Origin of the sequence: Bacteroides intestinalis DSM 17393 (genome assembly GCF_000172175.1) — a bacterium.
GTDB lineage: Bacteria > Bacteroidota > Bacteroidia > Bacteroidales > Bacteroidaceae > Bacteroides > Bacteroides intestinalis.
Genome location: NZ_ABJL02000007.1, coordinates 1,301,542 through 1,326,687, shown reverse-complemented (window position 1 = coordinate 1,326,687; position 25,146 = coordinate 1,301,542). Strand labels below are relative to the sequence as shown.

Sequence of the window (25,146 nt, the reverse complement as noted above, 5' to 3'; positions counted from 1 at the left end):
GCGGAAAAATCTTCTAATCCGGCAAAGAGTGCCGTTTTTCAACGTTGCCAAATTGCCAAATAGCCAAATAGCCAAAGCCAAAGGAAATGACTAATAAGATAAAGAGAACCCGTTGGCGGAATTAATTCATAACAAACATCGGTTGAAAGTGAAATTCACCCCATCCGCTGTTGAGCTAAATAAATTAGCTCATTAGAAGAAAAAAAGGAATCAAATGATAATTTAGCGTAGCCTAAGCCTTTCAGCCTTGAGTTGCGCAATAATCATCTGTTTGATTCATAACCCTACAAAAAGGAATAAAAGAGTGATAAGGTGATAATGTGATAAAGTGGCTGCGCTATATATCACAGAATGTTATCCCACTACCACCTTATCACCTTATCACATTTTATTCATATCCCAGCAGAAAGAAGTTAATTCCACCAACGGGTAAAGAGACTAAATCCATGTTAAACCCATATCAACACTGTATCAAGTCCGTACCATCTCCGTATCTATAGGAACGAACTTGGTACGGAGTTGGTATGGACTTGACACGGAGTTGGTACGGACTTGGTTATATCCGGACAAGGACGAAACGAAAAAAATGTCATGCACTTCCTCTTTGGCTATTTGGCATTATGGCAATATGACAATTTCTCGAACGAGAGAAAGGCATACTTGCAATATAAAACACAAAGCATATATTTTATTTCAATCTAAAACACAAAAGCACGTATTTTATTTCAATCTAAAACACAGTTCCAATAAACAGATATTTTGCAAGTCACAAAAACAAGCATTATAATACCAATTTGAAATTAAATTAATACTTTTGCCAAACATTTTGACAGCAATAATGGGTATTGCTACAGAATAAAGTAAACTTAAAAAGATGAAAGAAGAACTTTTTAACAACGAAACAAAGAGAAAAGCCGGACAACAGGGAAAGGAAGAAAGCCAACATCCTGTATATCAACGACAGCCCAGGCAGTTGGGCTTGTATGATGCAGAGAACGAGCATGACGCTTGTGGTGTCGGTATGTTAGTGAACATACATGGAGGCAAGTCACACGAACTGGTAGAGTCTGCATTGAAGGTGTTGGAGAACATGCGTCACCGGGGTGCCGAAGGTGCGGATAACAAAACCGGAGACGGTGCCGGCATCCTGCTGCAAATCCCGCATGAGTTTATTCTTTTGCAGGGTATTCCTGTCCCCGAAAAAGGGAAATACGGTACAGGTCTTCTCTTTCTGCCGAAAGACGAGAAAGACCAAGGTGCTATCTTAAGTATTATCATCGAAGAGATTGAAAAAGAAGGATTGACATTGATGCACCTGCGCAATGTGCCCACTTGTCCAGAAATTCTGGGAGAATCGGCACTTGCCAACGAACCGGATATCAAACAGATTTTCATCACCGGATTTACGGAAAGCGAGACAGCCGACCGTAAACTCTATCTCATAAGAAAAAGAATAGAAAACAAAGTACGCAAATCGGATATTGCCACGCGCGAGGATTTCTACGTTGTCTCCCTATCCACGAAGAACATCATCTATAAAGGTATGCTCTCTTCACTGCAACTGCGAGGCTACTTCCCCGATCTGACAAACCCCTACTTCACCAGCGGCATAGCACTGGTGCACTCCCGCTTTAGCACTAACACCTTCCCTACCTGGGGACTGGCACAACCGTTCCGCCTCTTGGCGCACAACGGCGAAATCAATACCATCCGCGGTAACCGGGGTTGGATGGAAGCCCGCGAAAGTGTGCTCTCCTCTCCCGTCCTGGGCGACATCAGAGAGATACGCCCTATCATTCAGCCGGGAATGAGCGACAGTGCCTCACTGGACAATGTATTGGAATTCCTCGTTATGTCAGGTCTCAGCCTGCCGCACGCCATGGCCATGCTGGTGCCGGAATCTTTCAATGAAAAGAACCCCATCAGCGAAGACCTGAAAGCATTCTATGAATACCATTCCATCCTGATGGAACCATGGGATGGCCCTGCTGCCTTGCTGTTCAGCGACGGGCGTTTTGCAGGCGGTATGCTCGACCGTAACGGACTGCGTCCTGCACGTTATTTAATTACGCACAACGACATGATGGTAGTTGCCAGCGAAGTGGGCGTGATGGATTTCGAACCGGGAGACATCAAAGAGAAAGGACGCCTGCAACCGGGTAAGATACTACTGGTAGATACCGAAAAAGGCGAAATCTACTACGACGGGGAATTGAAAAAACAGTTGGCCGAAGCCAAGCCTTACCGTAGTTGGCTGGCAACAAACCGCATCGAACTGGATGAGCTGAAAAGCGGCCGTAAGGTAGCGCACACTGTGCCCGATTACGAGAGGATGCTGCGCACCTTCGGCTATTCCAAGGAAGATGTGGAGCGGCTCATCGTTCCGATGTGTACCACAGGTGCCGAGCCTATCAACTCAATGGGGAATGATACGCCGCTTGCCGTGCTTTCGGATAAGCCGCAACTGCTGTACAACTACTTCCGCCAGCAGTTTGCACAAGTCACCAATCCGCCTATCGACCCTATACGCGAGGAACTGGTAATGTCACTGACGGAATATATCGGCGCCGTGGGCATGAACATCCTGACACCCAGCGAAAGCCATTGCAAGATGGTGCGCCTCAACCATCCCATCCTGAGCAATGCACAACTGGATATTCTTTGCAACATCCGCTACAAAGGTTTCAAAACGGTGAAACTACCCTTGCTGTTTGAAGTGGCAAAGGGGCGTGCCGGATTGCAGGAAGCACTCACAGCACTTTGCAAGCAAGCGGAAGAGTCCGTCAGCGAAGGGGTGAACTACATTGTACTAAGCGACCGTGATGTGGATGCCACTCATGCGGCTATCCCCTCCCTGCTGGCAGTAAGCGCAGTGCACCACCACCTGATTTCGGTAGGAAAACGCGTACAGACGGCATTGGTAGTGGAAAGCGGCGAAATACGCGAGGTGATGCACGCAGCCCTATTACTGGGATTTGGCGCCAGCGCCCTGAACCCTTACATGGCATTCGCCGTGATCGACAAGCTGGTGGCGAAGGAAGAAATCCAGTTGGATTATGCCACTGCCGAAAAGAAATATATCAAAGCCATCTGCAAGGGACTGTTCAAGATTATGAGTAAAATGGGTATCAGTACCATCCGCTCGTATCGGGGAGCGAAAATATTCGAAGCCGTAGGTTTGAGTGAAGAGCTCAGCAATGCTTATTTCGGCGGGTTGAGATCCACTATAGGCGGTATCCGGCTGGATGAAGTGGCACACGATGCAATAGCATTCCACGATGCAGGCTTTGCCGCACAGGTAGACGGATTACTCCCCAACAACGGTTTGTATGCTTTCCGTAAAGACGGAGAAAAACATGCCTGGAATCCGGAAACCATTTCTACCTTACAACTCGCCACACGCTTGGGCAGCTATAAGAAATTCAAAGAATTCACCAGTCTGGTAGATGGAAAAGAAGCGCCTATCTTCCTGCGCGACTTCCTGGATTTCCGCCGTGCCCCCATTTCTATAGATAAGGTTGAACCGGTAGAAAGCATCATGCACCGCTTTGTGACGGGTGCCATGAGTTATGGGTCTATCAGCAAAGAAGCGCATGAGGCAATGGCCATTGCCATGAACCGGATTCACGGACGCAGCAACACAGGTGAGGGAGGCGAAGACAGCGCACGCTTTACGCCCCGCGAAGACGGAACCAGTCTGCGTAGTGCCATCAAGCAGGTGGCTTCGGGACGTTTCGGCGTAACAACGGAGTATCTGGTGAACGCCGATGAAATACAAATCAAAGTGGCACAAGGGGCCAAACCGGGTGAAGGCGGTCAGTTGCCGGGCTTTAAAGTAGATCAGGTGATTGCTAAAACACGTCACTCCATTCCCGGCATTTCATTGATTTCTCCCCCGCCCCATCACGACATTTATTCTATTGAGGACTTGGCACAGTTAATCTTCGACCTGAAGAATGTAAATCCCCGTGCCAAGATCAGTGTGAAACTGGTAGCCGAAAGCGGCGTAGGAACCATTGCAGCCGGAGTGGCCAAAGCAAAAGCCGACCTTATTGTCATCTCCGGTGCGGAAGGAGGCACGGGGGCTTCTCCTGCCTCCAGTATCCGCTATGCCGGTATCTCTCCTGAACTGGGACTGAGTGAAACGCAACAGACCCTTGTACTGAACGGTCTGCGCGGGCAAGTGATGCTGCAAGTGGACGGACAACTGAAAACCGGTCGTGACATCGTACTGATGGCGATGCTGGGTGCCGAAGAGTTCGGTTTTGCAACCAGCGCTTTGATTGTACTGGGCTGCGTCATGATGCGTAAATGCCACCAGAATACCTGCCCTGTAGGTGTGGCGACGCAAAATGAGGAACTTCGCCGACGCTTCCACGGACGTAGCGAATACCTGGTGAACTTCTTCACTTTCCTGGCACAGGAAGTGCGGGAGTATCTCGCCGAAATCGGTGTGGAACGTATGGATGACATCATCGGACGCACGGATCTTATTATCCGCAAGTCAGAAAACGAATCCCCTAAGCAATCCCTGATTACTTTCGACCAAATACTGGCACGCGTTGATAATGGTGCAGCCATCCGTCACACCATCGACCAGCAACATGGCATCGACCACGTAAAAGACGTTGAGATGCTGCATGCCGCTACTGAAGCTCTGGAAAACCAGAAAGAAATCTCACTGGAATATACGATTGCCAATACAGATCGTGCTTGCGGAGCCATGCTTTCGGGCACCATTGCCGCGAAGTACGGTGAAGCGGGACTGCCGGAACATACGTTGAACGTAAAGTTCAAAGGTTCTGCAGGACAAAGTTTCGGTGCATTCCTTGTACCGGGTGTCAACTTCAAACTGGAAGGTGAAGCGAACGATTACCTCGGCAAAGGTCTTTCGGGCGGACGGATTGCTGTGTTGCCTCCGGTACGCTCTAACTTCCAGGCCGAGAAGAATACGATTGCAGGAAATACCTTGCTCTATGGCGCAACCAGTGGTGAAGTTTACATCAATGGGCGCGTAGGCGAGCGTTTCGCTGTCCGTAATTCCGGTGCCATTGCCGTTGTAGAGGGTGTAGGCGATCATTGTTGCGAGTACATGACGGGCGGTCGTGTGGTAGTCCTCGGTTCAACAGGGCGTAACTTCGCAGCCGGTATGTCGGGCGGTGTAGCATACGTGTGGAATAAGGATGGAAACTTCGATTATTTCTGCAATATGGAAATGGTGGAACTAAGCCTCATAGAAGAAGCATCCTATCGTAAGGAATTGCACGAACTCATTCGTCAGCACTACCTCTATACAGGCTCCAACTTGGCACGCATCATGCTTGATGACTGGAACCGATATGTGGATGAGTTTATCCAGATAGTCCCCATCGAGTACAAAAAGGTGTTGCAAGAGGAGCAAATGCGGAAACTGCAACAGAAGATTGCAGAGATGCAGAGAGATTATTAGAATTGACAGTTGACAATTACTGTTTAGTCGCCTACTTAATTATGCAAACAAACTAATTACAAACATTTACTTAGTCAAACTAAAGAATAGTATAATGGGAAATCCAAAAGCATTCTTAAACATACCACGACAGGAAGCGGGATACCGTCCTGTCCACGAACGTATCACCGACTTCAGTCAGGTGGAGCAAACTTTAAACAGTCACGAACGCAAACTCCAGGCATCACGTTGCATGGATTGCGGTGTACCCTTCTGTCACTGGGCGTGCCCATTAGGCAATAAACAGCCAGAATTTCAGGATGCACTTTATAAAGGTAAATGGCGTGAAGCATACGAAGTGCTCGCCGCCACAAACGACTTCCCCGAATTTACCGGACGCATCTGTCCGGCACTTTGCGAAAAGTCGTGCGTACTGAAGCTTTCGTGCGATGAGCCTGTCACCATTCGTGAAAACGAGGCAGCTATTGCCGAAGCGGCTTTTCGCGAAGGTTACATCGTGCCCATTCAGCCCGAACGTAATGGAAAGCGGGTTGCCATTATCGGTGCAGGTCCTGCGGGACTCTCCGCCGCCTGCCGGCTGAATGCTAAAGGCTATGAAGTAACCCTTTTTGACAGCAAACCCATGCCCGGCGGATTACTACGCTATGGTATTCCTAATTTTAAACTCGATAAAGCAGTAATCGACCGCCGGATGGGAGTACTTGAAGCCGAAGGCATCAAGTTCGAAATGGGCGTAACGGTAGATGTACAGAAACTCCCTGCCGGCTTTGATGCCTACTGCATCTGCACCGGGACACCGCAGGCACGCGACCTCAACATTCCCGGACGCGAACTGAAAGGTATTTATCTTGCCCTTGAAATGCTGTCCCAGCAAAATCAGATTCTCGATGGAGAAACGTTCCCGAAAGACCGTCTGGTAAATGCCAAAGGCAAACGGGTTCTCGTCATCGGTGGCGGTGATACAGGATCGGATTGTATCGGTACGAGCATCCGCCAGGGAGCCGTGAGTGTAACACAGATTGAGATCATGCCACAGCCTCCCGTAGGTCACAATGACGCTACTCCTTGGCCGCAATGGCCCATTGTGCTGAAGACGACTTCAAGTCACGAAGAAGGTTGCACGCGCCGCTGGTCGCTGGCATCCAATCAGTTTATTGGCAAGAATGGAAAAGTCTGCGGTGTAGAGGTGGAAGAAGTGGAATGGATTCCGGTTCAGGATGGTGGACGCCCTACCATGAAGCCTACCGGAAAGAAGGAAGTGATAGACGCCGATATGGTACTTCTGGCCATGGGCTTCCTGAAACCGGAACAGCCTGAATTTCCGGAAAATGTGTTCGTGGCAGGTGATGCGGCACGTGGTGCCAGCCTTGTGGTGCATGCACTTGCGGACGGACGGAGAGTAGCGCAACGAGTTTCAGAGTTTTTTTTGGGGGGCGAAGGACGCAGATAAAAAGTCATCCACCACAATTCATAATTTATAATTAATAATTAATCATCATGTGTGGAATCGTAGGTATCTTCAATATCAAATCTCAATCCCAGGAATTGAGAAATAAGGCGCTTCGAATGGCGCAGAAAATCCGTCATCGCGGACCGGACTGGAGTGGTATTTATGTAGGCGGCAGTGCCATCCTGGCTCACGAACGTCTTTCCATCGTCGATCCGGAAAGTGGCGGACAACCTTTGTACTCTCCGGATGGCAAGCAAATCCTTGCCGTCAACGGTGAGATCTATAATCACCGGGAAATCCGTTCCCGCTACGCCGGCAAATATGCTTTCCGTACAGGATCGGACTGTGAAGTCATCCTCGCATTATATAAGGATAAAGGCATTCATTTCCTTGAAGAATTGAACGGTATCTTTGCCTTTGCCCTTTACGATGAGGAAACAGACGATTACCTGATTGCCCGTGACCCTATCGGGGTAATCCCTCTTTATATCGGTCGTGACGACCAGGGACATATCTACGTCGGTAGCGAACTGAAAGCTCTTGAAGGTTTCTGTGATGCCTACGAGCCTTTTCTACCCGGACATTACTTCTGGGGACGCGAAGGGAAAATGCACCGTTGGTATCAGCGCCCTTGGACCGATTATGCCGCCGTCAAAGCCAATGACACCACCGCCCGCCGGGCTACCCAACCGGAAATCAACAGCGTAAAACTCTCCCTTGAAGCTGCCGTGCAACGTCAGTTAATGTCCGATGTTCCTTACGGTGTTCTGCTCAGTGGTGGGCTCGACTCTTCCGTCATCTCCGCCATTGCCAAGAAGTATGCCCGCAAGCGTATTGAAACCGATAACCAGAGCGAAGCCTGGTGGCCTCAACTCCACTCCTTTGCTGTTGGCCTGCACGGTGCACCGGACTTGGTTAAAGCCCGTGAAGTGGCGGAATACATCGGCACTGTTCACCATGAAATCAATTATACCATTCAGGAAGGGCTCGATGCCTTGCGTGATGTCATCTACTTTATCGAAACATACGACGTTACCACTGTGCGTGCCTCCACACCGATGTACCTGTTGGCACGTGTCATCAAGTCTATGGGCATCAAGATGGTGCTTAGTGGTGAAGGTGCCGATGAGGTTTTCGGGGGTTATCTCTACTTCCACAAAGCCCCCACACCGCAGGCTTTCCACGAAGAAACGATCCGTAAGCTCTCCAAACTGCACTTATACGACTGTCTGCGTGCCAATAAGAGCCTTGCTGCCTGGGGGGTGGAAGGTCGTGTTCCCTTCCTCGATAAAGAGTTTCTGGATGTGGCAATGAGCCTCAGCCCTGCCGTCAAGATGTGTCCGGGTAAAGAAGTAGAGAAACGCATTGTGCGCGAAGCTTTTCAAGATATGCTGCCTCAGAGTGTTGCCTGGCGGCAAAAAGAGCAGTTCTCCGATGGCGTCGGTTACAATTGGATCGATACACTGAAGGCCATTACTTCTGCCGCCGTGACCGACCATCAGATGGAACATGCTGCCGAACGGTTTCCCATCAATCCGCCACAGAATAAGGAGGAATATTACTATCGTAGCATTTTCGAGGAACACTTCCCCAGTCAGTCGGCTGCCCGAAGCGTGCCCAGTGTGCCAAGCGTGGCTTGCTCCACTGCTGAAGCACTCGCCTGGGATGCGACGTTGCAAGGGAAAAATGATCCGAGCGGACGGGCGGTGGCAGATGTGCACGAAGCGGCATACACATTATGAAATTGTAATGCCACACTTCAGCAGGTAAAATGCCACATCTAAACAAACGCAATGCCACACTTCAACGATCATAAAGTGTGGCATTGCGTTTGTTTAGATGTGGCATTCTGTCACTCAACAACCCACTTCTCTATATTCCTTGTTTTATTACTGAAGTTCACCCCTATTTTGAATAATTTCCTCGGGTCTGCCTCAAAGGGAAGAGCATACTGCTTTTCTTCTATCTGCTGTAAAGCCTCCTCAGCAGTACCTTCCAGCTTGAATTCCATGACATAAATGTAATCAGCAGTCTTCACCACCAAATCCACCCGCCCTTCCGAAGTGTGATACTCCGCCTGTGTATAGAAACCTACCAGTTTGAAGACGATAAACAGTACATTCTGATAATGTAATTCCAAGTCTTTCACTAATTCATAAGGTGTGTCGGCAAAGAAGCTTTGCAGCCTCTTAAAGAAAGCGTTAGGTTGGCCCATCTCTATCTCACGGACAAATTTTTGTATCTCAAACGGTGCTTCTAACTGGTTAAAACGGGTATAAAACGGCATCAGAAATCTGATAAAGCCCTCTTCTACTTCCCGGTTTGGGAAACCAAGACGGTAAAGCCCGAAACGTTTGTCATACCCCTTTATCGTGAGATAACCGCTTTGGAAAATAACTGGTATAGGTTCGTTGTCGCCATAAATACAGTTCAGCACATCAGCATCCGTTTCTTCATGTGCCATGCGCTCCAAATTGTAATGATTGCGTTTCAACAATTCCACAAGGTAAGTGGGTGTTCCGGTCTCAAACCAATAGTTACCGAATTTCATCTTAAAGAATGTATTCAGCAAACTGAAAGGATTATAGATGCCGTCCGTGTTTTCTGTAAAGTGGTAACCGTCATAGCAGACCTTCAGTTCATTGCATACTTCCTGATACGTCATTTTCTGCGCGGCTGCCAATTCGTGCAGGTCTTCTTCAAAATTAAGATGTATCTCCTTTTCGGTGATTCCACAGATGGAAATGAACGGCTCGTCCATGGAGATGTCATTCAGATTGTTCAGGTCACTGAACACACTTACTTTGCCGAACTTGGTCACTCCCGTCAGCAAGGCAAACTTGATGCAACCGTCCATGGTTTTCAGTACGCCATAGAAAGGTTTCAGAGTGTTGCGGAATTCGCGTTGCAGTTCCTCGTTGCCGATAGCTTGGAGCAAGGGTTTGTCATATTCGTCGATGAGAATGGCTACACGCTCACCACTTTGCTCATAGGCTCGTCCCACAACTCCTGCAAAGCGTAATGCAAGGGTCGTTTCAGCAGAACGCGTTCCGTAAAGTGACTCCCAGTAGTCAAGCGTTTCATTCAGTATCTTGTCCAGACTATCCGGCGTATCATATTTCCCGATATTCAAGTCCAGATGCAACACAGGACGCTTCACCCAATCTTTTTCCAAAGTGTCCACCGCCAAGCCTTCAAATAAGTCCCGTTTCCCTTCAAAATAGGCTTCGAGCGTGGAAATCAGCAAACTCTTCCCGAAACGACGGGGACGGGAAAGGAAATAGTAACTCCCACTCTTCACCAACTTATACATCAATGCGGTTTTATCCACATATACATATCCTTCTTTACGAATCTTCTCAAAGTTCTGTATCCCGATGGGATATATTCTGTTACCCATGTCCTTGCCTCCTTCTACTATATAATATTCATTAATGCTACAAAGATAATGCAAACCGAGAGCAGAATAAAATGAACTCATTCATTTTTTATGCCGAGATGCGCTTATCTTCGCTTTTGAGGCAAAGATAATGCAAATCGAATGTAGAACTTTCATTTTCCCAATTTATTCCCTACCTTTGTCCCCGCTTTTTTAGAAAGGCAGAATTCGTTCTATTAGTTTTAGGTTAAACACTTAATAACGCTTATGCAAAAGTCTGACTGCATCATCGGCGTAGAGCACGTATCGAAATATTTCGGAGACAAAGCCGTACTGAATGATGTAAACCTCTCTGTCCGTAAGGGCGAATTTGTAACGATATTGGGTCCTTCCGGCTGCGGCAAGACTACTTTGTTGCGCCTGATAGCCGGTTTCCAGACCGCCTCGGAAGGTATCATCACCATCGCCGGAAAAGACATCACGCAAACACCGCCACACCAACGTCCGGTGAATACCGTCTTTCAGAAGTATGCTCTTTTCCCCCACCTCAACGTGTACAACAACATCGCTTTCGGACTGAAACTCAAAAAGATGCCCGAAGCCACCATTGGCAAGAAAGTGAAACAAGCCCTCCGCATGGTAGGTATGACGGACTACGAAGACCGTGACGTCGATTCCCTCTCCGGCGGACAGCAACAACGTGTTGCCATCGCCCGTGCCATCGTCAACGAACCCGAAGTGCTGTTACTGGACGAGCCTCTTGCCGCTCTCGACCTCAAAATGCGTAAAGACATGCAGATGGAGTTGAAAGAGATGCACCAGAAACTTGGAATCACCTTCGTCTACGTTACCCACGACCAGGAAGAAGCCCTTACTCTGAGCGACACCATCGTCGTGATGAGCGAAGGCCGTATCCAGCAGATAGGCACCCCGACAGACATTTACAACGAACCCATCAACTCTTTCGTTGCCGATTTCATCGGAGAAAGTAACATCCTGAACGGCCTTATGCTTCAGGACAAAGCAGTATCCTTTGCCGGACACGAATTTGAATGTGTCGACAAGGGCTTTGGAGAGAATATCCCCGTCGATGTAGTCATCCGTCCCGAAGATATCTATATATTCGAGCCTTCCGCTGCTGCCCAACTGACGGGTACTGTCACCTCTTGCATCTTCAAAGGTGTGCATTACGAAATGATGGTACAGACCAATGAGGGCTACGAATTCATGGTGCAGGACTATCACAGTTTCGAAGCCGGACGAGAAGTCGGTCTGCTCGTGAAACCTTTCGACATTCACGTAATGAAGAAAGAACGCACCTGCAACAGCTTCGAAGGCAAGCTCATAGACGCCACGCACGTTGAATTCCTCGGCTGTACCTTTGAGTGTACTGAAGTACAGGACATCGAACCGGGCAGTTCTGTCCGGGTAGAGATAGATTTCCGGAACGTCATCCTCGAAGATAACGAAGAAGACGGCCATCTGACGGGTGAAGTGAAATTCATCCTTTACAAAGGGAATCATTACCATCTCACCGTGTTTACCGATTGGGACGAGGATATCTTTGTAGACACCACTGACGTCTGGGACGACGGCGACCGTGTCGGCATCACCATCGCACCCGAAAATATACGAATTGTTGCACCGGCACAGACCACCGGTTCTATCCCTATTGTCGAATCTGCTAATAAGAAAGGAAGTGCTCAGTAATATATCCCGTTTCTTTATGCGTCGCCGGAACTGGACAGTTCCTTACGCATTGTTCCTCATTATCTTTGTTGTAATGCCCCTGTTGCTCATTGTGATCTATGCCTTCACCGATGCTGAAGGCGCATTCACGTTTGCCAACTTCCGCAAATTCATGATGCATCCCGAAGCCATCAACACATTCGTCTACTCCATCGGAATAGCCGTCATTACTACTCTGGCATGTCTTCTGCTCGGTTATCCGGCTGCTTATATTCTCAGCCAGAAACGCTTCAACACCTCCCAAACCATGGTCGTGCTGTTCATCCTGCCTATGTGGGTGAATATCCTGATACGTACACTTGCCACGGTGGCATTGTTTGATTTCCTCAACCTGCCGCTGGGCGAAGGAGCTTTGGTATTCGGTATGGTCTACAACTTCCTGCCATTCATGATATACCCTATCTACAATACGTTGCAGAAGATGGATGGCAGTCTGATAGAAGCAGCCCAAGACCTGGGAGCTACGCCTGTACAGGTATTCGGTAAAGTGATCCTCCCCCTTTCGATGCCCGGCATCATGAGCGGTGTGGTGATGGTTTTCATGCCCACGGTTTCTACCTTTGCCATTGCCGAGTTGCTGACAATGAACAACATCAAACTGTTCGGTACTACCGTACAAGAAAATATATATAACGGAATGTGGAACTACGGCGCTGCCTTGTCGCTCATCATGCTGTTGCTGATTGGCGTCACCGCCCTCTTTACCAACGAGGACGACAGTGCACAAAATGAAAGCGGAGGTGTGATATGATGACACGTATTCTGGCAAAAGGCTATCTTTGGTTTCTGCTTGCCCTACTCTATTCGCCTATCTTGATTATTATGATCTTCTCTTTCACTGAGGCCAAGGTACTGGGTAACTGGACAGGATTCTCTACCAAGTTATACAGTTCACTATTTACAGGCGGCATGCACCACTCGCTGATGAATGCCATCTGGAACACATTCGCGATTGCTACGATTGCCGCCACAGCATCCACTCTGCTGGGAAGTCTGGCAGCTATCGGCATCTTTAACTTGCGCTCCCGGGCACGTCAGGTGATGAATTTCACCAATGCTATTCCGATGATGAATGCGGATATCATTACCGGTGTATCCTTGTTCCTGCTGTTTGTCAGCTTTGGCATTTCGCAGGGATTTACTACGGTGGTATTGGCACACATCACTTTTTGTACCCCTTATGTGGTGCTTAGCGTGATGCCCCGCCTGAAGAAAATGAATCAGAATGTATACGAAGCAGCCCTCGACCTCGGAGCTACCCCTTTCCAGGCGCTTCGCAAAGTCATCTTCCCGGAAATTCTGCCGGGAATGATCAGCGGTTTCATCCTTGCTTTCACGCTTTCCATTGATGATTTCGCAGTAACGATCTTCACTATCGGAAATGAAGGATTGGAAACGTTGTCGACATACATCTATGCGGACGCACGTAAGGGTGGATTGACTCCTGAACTGCGCCCACTGTCAACAATCATTTTTGTAACGGTGTTAGTATTGCTGATTGTTATTAACAAGAGAGCGGAACATTCTAAGAAAGAATAACATATAGTGTGGTAAGGTGGTAGAGTGATAAAGTGATAGTGGGATGTCACTCCGTTATATAGCGCACTTTATCACCCTATCACTTTATCACATTATCACCCTATCACTTTATCACAAATAAACTCCATCAACAATGAAGAAATACATATCCCTCTTCCTCTGCATCCTTCTCCTCGCCTCTTGTAGCAACTCCGGTGAGAAGCGCAGCCGTGTACTGAAAGTCTACAACTGGGCAGATTACATTGACGAAGAAGTCCTCACCGAATTCCCTGCCTGGTACAAAGAGCAGACAGGCGAAGACATTCGTATTATTTACCAAGTATTCGATATCAACGAAATCATGCTCACTAAAATTGAGCGCGGACAGGAAGATTTCGACCTTGTATGCCCATCGGAATACATCATCGAACGAATGTTGAAGAAAGATCTCCTCCTCCCTATCAACCGCAATTTTGGGAAGACTCCGGACTATATCCCCAACATCTCCCCGTATATTCAGAAAGAGTTGGAGAAGATCAGCCAGCCCGGTCGCCACACCAATGATTACGTCGTTCCCTACATGTGGGGTACCGCCGGAATACTCTATAACAAGAAGTTCAAGACCCTTGAAGAAGTCAGCTCCTGGGGATGCCTTTGGGATGCCGTCAACCGTGGTAAGATTCTGATGAAAGACAGTTACCGCGATGCCTACGGCACTGCCATCATTTATGCCCATGCCCGGCAACTTGCCGACAGCACCATCACCGTGGAACAACTGATGAACGACAATTCCCCTGAAGCCATTGCCCTTGCAGAGCAATACCTGAAAGATATGAAACCCAACATTGCCGGGTGGGAAGCCGACTTCGGCAAAGAAATGATGACCAAAAACAAAGCATGGCTCAACCTTACCTGGAGTGGCGACGCCGTCTGGGCCATTGAAGAAGCGGAAGCTGTAGACGTAGACCTGGACTATGTAGTTCCCCGCGAAGGCAGCAACATCTGGTACGATGGCTGGGCTATCCCCAAGTATGCCCGTAACGTAAAAGCCGCCAGCTACTTCATCAATTATCTTTGCCAACCGGATATTGCTCTGCGCAATATGGATGCCATCGGCTATGTCAGTGCCGTAGCAACGCCCGAGATTATGGAGGCAAAGATCGACACTACTCTTGAACAATTCTCCGACCTCAGTTATTTCTTCGGTCCCGGTGCAGACAGCGTTCAGATCAACCCGATACAATACCCTGACCGTAAAGTCGTGGAGCGTTGCGCCATGATTCGTGATTTCGGTGACCGCACAGAGCTTGTTCTCGAAATGTGGAGCCGCGTCAAAGGCGATAATCTGAATACGGGTATCGTGCTTCTCATCTTTGCAGTCTTCGGAATACTGTTTGTGTGGATTGTCTGGAAACGGATCAGCATTTATAAGCAGAAGAAACGTCACCACAGACGCAGACGCCGTATACGCAGGTAATAGGAGAATCAGGAGATAACACCTTTATCTCCTGGTTCGCATTAATAACATAAATGAAACATCACTTTTCAGACATATTTTGTACCTTGCGGCAGAATTATAAATAAGGAACTATGAAACTGAAAAAACTTTTATTCGCTTCCGCTATGTCTCTTGCCGCATGCGGCATCCTGCAGGCCCAAAACACCCAAGTCATTGCCCACCGTGGTTTCTGGAAGACCGACGGTTCTGCCCAGAATAGTATTGCCGCCCTGGTGAAAGCTGACTCCATCCACTGCTACGGCTCCGAGTTCGATGTCTGGCTCACTGCCGACAACAAGCTTATCGTAGATCATGACGGTGTATTCAAAGGTGTCCGCATGGAAACATCCACCGAGAAAGAATGTACCTCTATCACCCTCGACAACGGTGAGAGCCTCCCTACCCTTCAGCAATATCTCGATAAAGCCAAAGGGTTGAAAACCCGCCTTATCCTGGAACTCAAAGCACACAAGACTCCCGAACGTGAAACGCTTGCCGTAGAGCAAATTGTGAAAATGATTAAGGAGATGGGACTGGAAGAGCGTACCGAATACATCACTTTCTCACGCCATGCGACCAAAGAATTCATTCGCCTGGCTCCTAAAGGTACTCCCGTATATTATCTGGAAGGTGACCTCAATCCGCAAGAACTGAAAGACATGGGTTGTGCCGGTCCTGATTACCACTTCTCTGTCTTCAAAAAACATCCCGAGTGGATCAAAGAATGTCACAACCTTGGCATGAAGGTTAATGCTTGGACCGTAAATGATGCCAAAGATATGGAATGGCTCATCAGCCAAGGAGTGGATTTCATCACCACCAACGAACCAGTATTATTGCAGGAGATATTGAAATAGTTACAAGCTGTACCAATGCCACACTTTAACTTCCCTAATGCCACACCTCAACAATTCAAACGCCACACTTCGATGGCTCAAATGAATGGCATCGCAGAAGCTAAAGTGTGGCATTTGACTTGTTGAGGTGCGGCATTATACAAAAGATCATTTAGTCAGCAAAAAGAAGAAAACAATTTCATTCTGTCATATACAAATCTTTATTTTCACCCCATAAACTCCATTTTTCCACTTAAAACACGTATTTACGCCACTACCTACATAGAATGAATATGCGGAAATAATTCCATAAATAACAATTTATACAAATATGCCCCCTCAAACTTTTAATTTGAAACTTGAATACCGTATATTTGCAGCGATTAAAAGAATGAATAAATATAATAGAAATAAGATATGTATTCTGCAAATAATTTAGCAAAACGTCGTACCTTTGCATCGTGATAAAACAAAAAGAAAGATTAATCCACCAACAGAGTACAAAATGACAAGAGTTATAAAATTCACTAAGATGCACGGAGCAGGCAACGATTACATTTATGTAAACACCCTGAAATATCCCATCGAAAGCCCTGAAAAACTTTCGGTTGAATGGAGCGCCCCGCATACAGGAATTGGAAGCGACGGCCTGGTACTCATCGGCAGTTCGGACAAGGCAGATTTCAGTATGCGCATCTTCAATGCGGATGGTTCCGAAGCCAAAATGTGCGGCAACGCCAGTCGTTGCATCGGCAAATACTTATATGAATATGGCCTGACTTCCCAAACAGCCGTTACTCTCGACACCCTGTCGGGCATCAAAATACTGAAGCTCCATGTAGAAGACGGAAAAGTGAACACCGTAACCGTAGATATGGGACGTCCAGCCGATATGAAAGAACAACCCATTGAAGCCAACGGACAGAAATTCACCGGAACCACCGTATCAATGGGAAATCCTCACCTGGTAATCTTTGTAGAAGATATTAAAGATATCAACCTCGAAAGCATCGGTCCGAAACTGGAAAATCATCCGTTGTTTCCCGACCGCATCAATGTAGAGTTTGCCCAGGTGCTGGAGCATGGGAAAATCAGGATGAGAGTTTGGGAAAGAGGTTCGGGCATCACCCAAGCTTGCGGAACCGGAGCCTGTGCCACCGCAGTAGCTGCCGCACTGACCGGAAAATCCGGAAGAAAAACAGACATCATCATGGATGGAGGCTCACTTACCATCGAATGGGACGAAAAAACGGATCATGTATGGATGACGGGAGGAGCAGTCCGGGTATTCGACGGGGAAGTAATTATAAATGATGAATTATGAATAGCCCCCCAACAGCGCAGCCCATTCATAACTCATAATTTATAATTCATAATTAAATAACGCACTTAAAACAACAAGAAAGTATGGCATTAGTAAACGAACATTTTTTGAAACTACCGGGAAGTTACTTATTTTCAGACATAGCTAAAAAGGTGAATACTTTCAGGATAACGCACCCTAAACAAGAGGTCATCCGCCTGGGTATCGGAGACGTTACCCGGCCACTGCCACCGGCTTGCATCGAGGCGATGCACAGGGCAGTGGATGAGATGACAAATGCCAGTACCTTCCACGGATACGGTCCCGAACAGGGATATGACTTTTTGATTGAAGCGATCATCAAACATGATTATGCTCCGAGAGGTATTCATTTTAGCCCTACGGAAGTATTCGTAAACGATGGAGCCAAAAGCGATACGGGTAACATAGGCGATATCCTCCGCCACGATAACAGCGTGGGAGTGACAGACCCCATCTACCCGGTATATATAGACAGCAACGTAATGTGTGGTCGTGCCGGAGTATTGGAAGAAGACGGCAAATGGAGCAATGTGACCTATATGCCCTGTACCGCCGAAAACAACTTCGTTCCTGAGATACCTGACAAGCGGATTGACATCGTTTACCTTTGCTACCCGAACAATCCGACGGGAACAACGCTAACCAAGTCGCAACTGAAAAAATGGGTGGACTACGCACTTGCCAACGACACACTGATTCTATTCGATGCCGCTTATGAGGCGTTTATACAGGAAGAAGACGTCCCCCACTCCATTTACGAAATAAAAGGCGCCAAGAAATGTGCCATAGAGTTCCGCAGCTTCTCGAAGACAGCCGGATTCACCGGAGTCCGTTGCGGATACACCGTAGTTCCGAAAGAGCTGACAGCCGCCACCCTGACCGGTGAACGCATTCCACTGAACCGTCTCTGGAACCGCCGTCAATGTACCAAATTTAATGGTACCAGTTACATCACCCAACGGGCTGCCGAAGCCATCTACACCCCGGCAGGCAAGCAGCAGATAAAGGAAAACATCGACTACTATATGAACAACGCACGAACCATGAAAGAGGGTCTGGAAGCAGCCGGACTGAAAGTGTACGGCGGCGTGAACGCTCCTTACATCTGGCTGAAAGCACCGAATGGCATCGGTTCCTGGCGCTTTTTCGAACAGATGTTATACGAAGCCAATGTAGTAGGAACACCCGGTGTAGGTTTCGGCCCCAGCGGAGAAGGCTACATCCGCCTGACCGCTTTCGGGAATCACGAGGATTGTGTGGAAGCCATGAGGCGAATCAGAAAATGGCTGGCATGAAAATGAAAAAGATAACAACTAAAATAAAACTATAGTTTCACCGGACTGATCATCCGCAATTTGTCTAAACTTAAAAGGTAAAATAGGTATGAAAATGAAAAGCGTAAAATTCCGAATGATAGCCATCGCGCTATTATCAGCAACAATGCCTTTCACGGCAAAGGCACAGGATAAAGTGGAAGCCTCAGTCGGTGCAGATTTTGTAAGCAACTACATCTGGCGTGGAACAGACTGCGGTGGTGTAAGTATCCAACCCAGCATGGGAGTCAGCTACAAAGGTTTATCACTGGCTGCCTGGGGTTCGGTAGGCATCGACAAGGAAGATGCTAGGGAAATTGACCTCACACTGGGTTACAATACAGGCGGTTTCAACGTATCCGTTACAGATTACTGGTTCTCCTATCACAAAGAGGATGGCGGATATACGGGAGATTACTTCAAGTATGGCGCACATAGCACGATACACATCTTCGAAGCCACTCTGGGATATGATTTTGGTCCGCTGGCACTGAGTTGGAACACTTACTTTGCCGGAGATGATTATACGAAGGAGAACGGTGACAGAGCTTATTCCACGTATGTAGGCATCAGCGCACCTTTTAAACTCGGTGGCCTGGACTGGTCGGCAGAAGTCGGTCTTACCCCATGGGAAGGTGCGTATGCCAACAAGTTTAACGTAACCAACCTCACACTGAAAGCAGAAAAAGAAATCAAATTCACAAATTCTTTTTCGCTGCCCACCTTTGCACAAGTGACGTTCAATCCACACACGCAGGGTGCATACTTCGTATTCGGAGTCAGTTTTTGAGAGAGGATTAAGAATAGGGAACGAGGAGACAAGGATAAAAAACGGGCACACCGAAAGACACTTGTCAACTCGTAAACTGAAAAAGTTAAATCGTAAATTAATTAAGGTATGAAAAAGATTGAAGCAATTATCCGCAAGACAAAATTCGAGGATGTAAAGGACGCATTGCTCGAAGCGGACATCGAATGGTTCTCCTACTACGACGTCCGGGGGATAGGAAAATCCCGTCAGGCACGCATCTACCGCGGTGTAATGTACGACACCAGTTCCATTGAGCGTATCCTGATTTCTATCGTGGTACGCGACAAGAATGCCGAAAAGACCGTGCAGGCCATCATCAGGTCTGCACAAACCGGAGAAATCGGTGACGGACGTATCTTCGTTATCCCCATAGAAGACGCTATCCGCATCCGCACCGCCGAACGTGGCGACATCGCCCTCTACAATGCCGAACAGGAAAGATAGTCCAGGCAGCATCAAACCGCAACAGTTAAGAGCACCCTCCAGAGAGCTGTAAGAGCTACTTAACAAAACAAAGAATACAAGTACAACTAAAAGCAAAAAGATTTTATGGATAAATATAGTAAACGCAGCATTGCCAGGCTGTGGATAGCTACTGCTGTCCTTATGGCACTCTGCACAACAACAGAAACTTTTGCACAAACTTCCGTAGCAACGGATAGTATATCGGCTACAACGACCGCTGTTATAGCTACATTAGAAGATACTACTGTAGAATCATCAGCCCCTGACACCGTAGGAGAATTAGTAAACGGACTCAACACTGTATGGATGTTACTCGCCGCTATGCTGGTATTTTTCATGCAACCGGGCTTTGCGCTGGTAGAAGCCGGTTTCACCCGAGTCAAGAACACTGCCAACATCCTGATGAAGAACTTCGTGGATTTCATGTTCGGCAGCCTGCTCTATTGGTTCATCGGTTTCGGACTGATGTTCGGTGTAGGTGGTTTCGTAGGAATGCCTCACTTCTTCGATCTCTCGTTCTATGATGGAGGAGGATTGCCAACAGAAGGTTTCCTGGTATTCCAGACTGTATTCTGTGCCACAGCAGCCACCATCGTATCAGGAGCCATGGCCGAACGTACCAAATTCTCCATGTATTTGATTTACACCATCTTCATCAGCGTACTGATCTATCCGATTTCCGGTCACTGGACCTGGGGCGGCGGCTGGTTGATGAACGGCGAAGAAGATTCGTTCATGATGAATCTGTTCGGAACCACGTTCCACGACTTCGCAGGTTCCACCATTGTCCACTCCGTCGGTGGCTGGATTGCGCTGGTAGGCGCAGCCATCCTCGGCCCACGTATCGGTAAATACGGTAAAGATGGTAAATCCAGAGCTATTCCGGGACACAACCTCACCATAGCGGCGCTGGGTGTATTCATTTTATGGTTCGGCTGGTTCGGATTTAACCCCGGTTCACAGTTGGCAGCAGCCTCTACGGACGATGCAATGGCTATCTCACACGTCTTCCTCACCACGAATCTTGCAGCTTGTGCCGGAGGCTTCTTCGCACTGGTAGTCAGTTGGTTAAAATTCAGCAAACCATCTTTATCCCTGACTCTGAATGGTATCCTGGCAGGTTTGGTAGGTATCACGGCAGGCTGTGATATGGTTTCTCCGCTGGGTGCTGTCATCATCGGTACAATCTGTGGTATCCTGATGATATTCTCGGTAGAGTTCATCGATAAAGTGCTGAAGATTGACGATCCCGTTGGCGCAAGTTCCGTACACGGTGTCTGCGGTTTCACGGGTACTATTCTCACTGGTTTCTTGTCTACCAGCGAAGGACTCTTTTACGGTGCAGGCTGGGGATTCCTCGGAGCACAAGTATTCGGCGCCCTCGTAGTAGGTGCATGGGCAGCCGGCATGGGATTCCTCATCTTCAAAGGACTTGATAAGATACACGGTCTCCGCGTTTCCAAACGTGTTGAAGAAGAAGGGCTCGACATCTACGAGCATGGTGAATCAGCTTATAACGGATAAGAAAAAAGTTTTTTTACTCTAACAAATAGTTTTTATAAACCAACAATTACAAGGTATGTCTAAATTGAGATTCAGAGTAGTAGAAACGGCGTTTAAAAAGAAACCCGTTGCAGTGGCAGCCCCTGCGGAACGTCCGTCGGAATATTATGCCAAGTATGTGTTCAACAAGGAAAAGATGTTCAGGTATCTGCCGAGTAAGGTATATGCCAAACTGATTGACGTGATCGACAATGGTGCTCCGCTGGATCGCAGCATTGCTGATGAAGTGGCAGCCGGTATGAAGAAATGGGCACTCGAAATGGGTGTTACCCACTATACCCACTGGTTCCACCCGTTGACTGAAGGTACAGCCGAGAAGCATGACGCTTTCATCGAGCATGACGGCAAAGGCGGTGTAATGGAAGAATTCACAGGCAAACTGCTCGTTCAGCAGGAACCGGATGCATCCAGCTTCCCTAACGGTGGCATCCGCAATACGTTCGAGGCACGCGGTTACAGTGCATGGGATCCCTCTTCCCCGGCTTTCATCGTCGATGATACGCTCTGCATCCCGACCATTTTCATTGCATACACCGGTGAGTCACTGGACTACAAAGCTCCGTTGCTGAAAGCCCTGCGTGCCGTAGACAAAGCTGCCGTAGACGTATGCCGTTACTTCAATCCGGAAGTGAAGAAGGTAGTTGCCTACCTGGGTTGGGAACAGGAATATTTCCTGATCGACGAAGGTCTGTATGCCGCCCGTCCTGACCTGCTGATGACAGGCCGCACGCTGATGGGACACGACAGTGCCAAGAACCAACAGTTGGAAGACCACTATTTCGGTGCCATCCCTACCCGCGTGGCAGCTTTCATGAAGGAATTGGAAATTGAAGCATTGAAGCTCGGTATCCCCGTCAAAACCCGTCACAATGAAGTAGCCCCCAACCAGTTCGAGCTGGCCCCCATCTTCGAAGAATGTAACCTGGCTGTAGACCATAACATGCTCGTCATGGCGCTGATGCGTAAAGTAGCCCGCAACCACGGCTTCCGTGTACTGCTGCACGAAAAACCTTTCAAAGGCGTCAACGGTAGCGGTAAGCACAACAACTGGTCATTGGGTACAGATACAGGCATCGGACTGATGGGACCGGGTAAACTACCCGAAGAGAACCTGCGTTTCATCACTTTCGTAGTGAACACCCTAATGGCAGTCTACAAGCACAATGGATTGTTGAAGGCCGCTATTTCCAGCGCCACCAACGCACACCGTCTGGGTGCCAACGAAGCGCCTCCCGCAATCATTTCCAGCTTCCTAGGCAAACAGTTGTCACAGGTATTGGAACACATTGAAGAGAGTACAAAGGATGATCTCGTAAGCCTTAGCGGCAAGCAAGGCATGAAACTGGATATTCCGCAGATTCCGGAATTGTTGATTGACAATACCGACCGTAACCGCACCAGTCCGTTCGCCTTCACCGGAAACCGTTTTGAGTTCCGCGCCGTAGGTTCGGAAGCAAACTGTGCCTGCGCCATGATTGCCCTGAACGCCGCCGTAGCCGAGCAACTAGTAGAATTCAAAAAAGATGTAGACGAGCTCATCGAAAGGGGTGAACCGAAGATTTCGGCTATCCTTGAGGTTATCCGCAAATACATCAAGATTTGTAAGCCCATCCATTTTGATGGCAACGGCTACAGCGATGAATGGAAAGAAGAGGCCCAGAAACGCGGTCTGGATTGCGAAACCAGTGTGCCTCTCATCTTCGACAGCTATCTGAAGCCAGAAAGTATCCGCATGTTCGAAAATACCGGTGTACTGACTCAGAAAGAACTGGAAGCCCGCAACGAAGTGAAATGGGAAACTTACACTAAGAAAATCCAAATTGAAGCTCGTGTATTAGGTGATTTGGCCATGAACCATATCATCCCGGTAGCCACGCAGTATCAAACGGATCTCATTGATAACGTTTACAAGATGAAGGACTTGTTCCCCGGCGACAAAGCTGCAAAACTGTCTGCCAAGAACCTGGAACTCATCGAAGAGATTGCCGACCGCACCGCCTTCATCAAAGAGCATGTAGATGCCATGATCGAAGCCCGCAAAGTGGCCAACAAGATCGAAAGTGAACGCGAGAAAGCCATTGCCTACCACGACACCATCGTACCGGCAATGGAGGAGATCCGTTATCATATCGACAAGCTGGAACTGATTGTCGACAACCAGATGTGGACGCTGCCAAAATACAGGGAACTCTTGTTTATAAGATAAGTTTTGAGATTATGATTTATAAATCATTCTATTTCTTTTGTTGGTTGTTTTAAGTTTGCAGGGGGAGAGGTGCCGGGAGGTAGTTCTCTCTCTTTTTTTGAAAACTAAAATATCATCGTAATTTATTTTCCAGCATATCACTTTTTCGTACCTTTGTCAATATTTACAAAACCAGATGATAAATTAAAAACAATTCATTATGAAGCACATGCACATTCGCTATGCAGCACTCTTGCTGTTTGCTTTGCTGTCAGCATCAGTCTCTTCTTTCGCACAGACCGTTCTGGAGCAAAAAATCAGCGCGATTTCCGCCATTAAAGAAATCCGCCCACTGGAAACTTCTGAGTTTTCAGAAAAATACGTAACCTATTTTACCCAGCCGCTGGATCACTGCCATCCGGAGAAAGGCAGCTTTCGCCAACGCGTTATCGTTTCTCATGTCGGCTTCGATCGCCCCACAGTGATCGTTACCGAAGGCTATGGCGCCGCTTACGCACTCCGTTCCCAATATCGTGAAGAGCTTTCAAAACTTCTCAATGCCAACATGATATTCGTGGAATACCGATACTTCCTTGAGTCTACCCCTGAACCCAAAGACTGGCAATATCTGACAGCCGAGAACTCTGCAGACGACTTACATGCCATCACCACCGCATTCAAAAACATCTATCCGGGCAAATGGATCGCCACCGGCATCAGCAAAGGAGGACAGACTACCCTTCTTTACCGCACTTTCTATCCGGATGATGTAGATATTTCCGTTCCTTACGTAGCTCCGCTTTGTTATGGAGTAGAAGATGGACGCCATGAGCCTTTCCTGCATAAAGTTTCAACACCGGAAAACCGCAAGATAATTGAAGATTTCCAATTGGAAGCATTGAAACGGAAAGCAACTTTACTTCCCCGTTTTGAAAAGTATTGTACTGAAAAGAATTATTCATTCCGTGCACCGATTGAAGAAATTTACGATTACTCGGTATTGGAATATTCTTTCGCTTTGTGGCAGTGGGGTACTCCTATCAGCTCCATACCCGCTACTACAGCCTCTGATGATGAAATTTTCTCTCATCTGCTTGCCATCAGCGAACCGGGATATTTCACCGCCGACAGTCCCAATGCTTCTTTCTTCGTACAAGCTGCCCGTGAATTGGGATACTATGGTTATGACGTCCAACCGTTCAAACAATATCTCTCCATCCAGTCCAGTGAAGACTATCTGCACCGTCTGATGCTTCCCGAAGAGTTGAAAGATATGCCTTTCGACAAAACTTTAAGTAAGAAAATAACCAAGTTTCTAAAGAAACAGGATCCGAAGATGATCTTCATTTACGGTCAGAACGACCCATGGACAGCCGCAGGCGTCACCTGGCTGAAGAACAAGAAGAATATTCATGTATTTATCCAACCGAATGGCAGCCATCTGGCACGTATCAGCACATTGCCCGAAAAAGAAAAGAAAGAGGTGATGGAACTGATAAAACAATGGCTAAAATAAATGATAATTTAACGGTGGGAATAGCTGAGACCAAGACAGGCTGAAAGCCTGATATTACATAGCGTAGGG

The 25,146-nt window shown here is 47.7% G+C and carries 16 protein-coding genes; 15 read left to right on the top strand and 1 reads right to left on the bottom strand.

Annotated elements, in window-relative coordinates; translation table 11 throughout:
* Positions 1-874 precede the first annotated feature (874 nt).
* From gltB to asnB, 3 genes are all read left to right on the top strand, one after another.
* A complete protein-coding gene (gene gltB / locus BACINT_RS08900) occupies positions 875-5,449 on the top strand; it encodes a glutamate synthase large subunit (protein ID WP_007662378.1) in 4,575 nt (1,524 codons plus the stop codon).
* 94 nt (positions 5,450-5,543) lie between these two features.
* The gene (locus tag BACINT_RS08895) at positions 5,544-6,899 is read left to right on the top strand and encodes a glutamate synthase subunit beta (protein WP_007662376.1); all 1,356 of its coding nucleotides are present in this window, start codon (positions 5,544-5,546) and stop codon (positions 6,897-6,899) included.
* A gap of 47 nt (positions 6,900-6,946) precedes the next feature.
* Positions 6,947-8,641, top strand: a complete 1,695-nt coding sequence (gene asnB, locus BACINT_RS08890) for an asparagine synthase B (protein ID WP_007662374.1) — start codon at positions 6,947-6,949, stop codon at positions 8,639-8,641.
* A 110-nt stretch (positions 8,642-8,751) separates the two neighbouring features.
* Here asnB and BACINT_RS08885 read toward each other — a convergent pair whose 3' ends face one another.
* Positions 8,752-10,299, bottom strand: coding sequence for an ATP-binding protein (locus BACINT_RS08885; RefSeq protein ID WP_044154966.1), 1,548 nt, complete (start codon positions 10,297-10,299; stop codon positions 8,752-8,754).
* A gap of 246 nt (positions 10,300-10,545) precedes the next feature.
* Between BACINT_RS08885 and potA the strand changes: the two genes are divergently transcribed.
* The 12 genes from potA to BACINT_RS08825 all read left to right on the top strand — a co-directional run bounded on the left by potA (position 10,546) and on the right by BACINT_RS08825 (position 25,077).
* Positions 10,546-11,988, top strand: a complete 1,443-nt coding sequence (gene potA / locus BACINT_RS08880) for a polyamine ABC transporter ATP-binding protein (RefSeq protein ID WP_007662370.1) — start codon at positions 10,546-10,548, stop codon at positions 11,986-11,988.
* 16 nt (positions 11,989-12,004) lie between these two features.
* Positions 12,005-12,778 carry an ABC transporter permease gene (locus BACINT_RS08875; RefSeq protein ID WP_007662359.1) on the top strand — a complete coding sequence of 258 codons (774 nt, stop codon included), beginning with the start codon at positions 12,005-12,007 and terminating at the stop codon, positions 12,776-12,778.
* Complete coding sequence (locus BACINT_RS08870; protein WP_007662358.1) at positions 12,775-13,566, top strand: ABC transporter permease; 792 nt, start codon at positions 12,775-12,777, stop codon at positions 13,564-13,566. The genes BACINT_RS08875 and BACINT_RS08870 overlap by 4 nt, the downstream gene beginning before the upstream one ends.
* 133 nt (positions 13,567-13,699) lie before the next feature.
* Positions 13,700-15,022 (top strand): ABC transporter substrate-binding protein, encoded by a 1,323-nt coding sequence (locus BACINT_RS08865; RefSeq protein ID WP_044154846.1) that lies wholly within the window; start codon positions 13,700-13,702, stop codon positions 15,020-15,022.
* Between the two features lie 113 nt (positions 15,023-15,135).
* The gene (locus BACINT_RS08860; RefSeq protein ID WP_007662355.1) at positions 15,136-15,900 is read left to right on the top strand and encodes a glycerophosphodiester phosphodiesterase family protein; all 765 of its coding nucleotides are present in this window, start codon (positions 15,136-15,138) and stop codon (positions 15,898-15,900) included.
* Positions 15,901-16,384: 484 nt separating this feature from the next.
* Positions 16,385-17,203 (top strand): diaminopimelate epimerase, encoded by an 819-nt coding sequence (dapF, locus tag BACINT_RS08855; RefSeq protein ID WP_007662354.1) that lies wholly within the window; start codon positions 16,385-16,387, stop codon positions 17,201-17,203.
* An 83-nt stretch (positions 17,204-17,286) separates the two neighbouring features.
* Positions 17,287-18,519, top strand: a complete 1,233-nt coding sequence (locus BACINT_RS08850; RefSeq protein WP_007662353.1) for an LL-diaminopimelate aminotransferase — start codon at positions 17,287-17,289, stop codon at positions 18,517-18,519.
* Positions 18,520-18,607: 88 nt separating this feature from the next.
* On the top strand, positions 18,608-19,327 hold the full coding sequence (locus BACINT_RS08845) for a TorF family putative porin (RefSeq protein ID WP_007662352.1): 720 nt from the start codon (positions 18,608-18,610) through the stop codon (positions 19,325-19,327).
* A gap of 108 nt (positions 19,328-19,435) precedes the next feature.
* Positions 19,436-19,792, top strand: coding sequence for a P-II family nitrogen regulator (locus tag BACINT_RS08840; protein ID WP_007662351.1), 357 nt, complete (start codon positions 19,436-19,438; stop codon positions 19,790-19,792).
* Between the two features lie 105 nt (positions 19,793-19,897).
* Positions 19,898-21,337 carry an ammonium transporter gene (locus BACINT_RS08835; RefSeq protein WP_007662349.1) on the top strand — a complete coding sequence of 480 codons (1,440 nt, stop codon included), beginning with the start codon at positions 19,898-19,900 and terminating at the stop codon, positions 21,335-21,337.
* A 55-nt stretch (positions 21,338-21,392) separates the two neighbouring features.
* Positions 21,393-23,582 (top strand): glutamine synthetase III family protein, encoded by a 2,190-nt coding sequence (locus BACINT_RS08830; protein ID WP_007662343.1) that lies wholly within the window; start codon positions 21,393-21,395, stop codon positions 23,580-23,582.
* 199 nt (positions 23,583-23,781) lie between these two features.
* Positions 23,782-25,077, top strand: a complete 1,296-nt coding sequence (locus BACINT_RS08825) for a S28 family serine protease (protein WP_007662342.1) — start codon at positions 23,782-23,784, stop codon at positions 25,075-25,077.
* Positions 25,078-25,146 lie beyond the last annotated feature (69 nt).

Bases quoted from the DNA above. Each gene is read 5' to 3' on its own strand.
- BACINT_RS08865 (WP_044154846.1), top strand. From the start codon at position 13,700: ATGAAGAAATACATATCCCTCTTCCTCTGCATCCTTCTCCTCGCCTCT.
- BACINT_RS08875 (WP_007662359.1), top strand. From the start codon at position 12,005: ATGCGTCGCCGGAACTGGACAGTTCCTTACGCATTGTTCCTCATTATC.
- BACINT_RS08870 (WP_007662358.1), top strand. From the start codon at position 12,775: ATGATGACACGTATTCTGGCAAAAGGCTATCTTTGGTTTCTGCTTGCC.
- BACINT_RS08845 (WP_007662352.1), top strand. From the start codon at position 18,608: ATGAAAATGAAAAGCGTAAAATTCCGAATGATAGCCATCGCGCTATTA.
- BACINT_RS08850 (WP_007662353.1), top strand. From the start codon at position 17,287: ATGGCATTAGTAAACGAACATTTTTTGAAACTACCGGGAAGTTACTTA.
- dapF (WP_007662354.1), top strand. From the start codon at position 16,385: ATGACAAGAGTTATAAAATTCACTAAGATGCACGGAGCAGGCAACGAT.
- gltB (WP_007662378.1), top strand. From the start codon at position 875: ATGAAAGAAGAACTTTTTAACAACGAAACAAAGAGAAAAGCCGGACAA.
- BACINT_RS08825 (WP_007662342.1), top strand. From the start codon at position 23,782: ATGAAGCACATGCACATTCGCTATGCAGCACTCTTGCTGTTTGCTTTG.
- BACINT_RS08895 (WP_007662376.1), top strand. From the start codon at position 5,544: ATGGGAAATCCAAAAGCATTCTTAAACATACCACGACAGGAAGCGGGA.
- asnB (WP_007662374.1), top strand. From the start codon at position 6,947: ATGTGTGGAATCGTAGGTATCTTCAATATCAAATCTCAATCCCAGGAA.
- potA (WP_007662370.1), top strand. From the start codon at position 10,546: ATGCAAAAGTCTGACTGCATCATCGGCGTAGAGCACGTATCGAAATAT.
- BACINT_RS08835 (WP_007662349.1), top strand. From the start codon at position 19,898: ATGGATAAATATAGTAAACGCAGCATTGCCAGGCTGTGGATAGCTACT.
- BACINT_RS08885 (WP_044154966.1), bottom strand. From the start codon at position 10,299: ATGGGTAACAGAATATATCCCATCGGGATACAGAACTTTGAGAAGATT.
- BACINT_RS08860 (WP_007662355.1), top strand. From the start codon at position 15,136: ATGAAACTGAAAAAACTTTTATTCGCTTCCGCTATGTCTCTTGCCGCA.
- BACINT_RS08840 (WP_007662351.1), top strand. From the start codon at position 19,436: ATGAAAAAGATTGAAGCAATTATCCGCAAGACAAAATTCGAGGATGTA.
- BACINT_RS08830 (WP_007662343.1), top strand. From the start codon at position 21,393: ATGTCTAAATTGAGATTCAGAGTAGTAGAAACGGCGTTTAAAAAGAAA.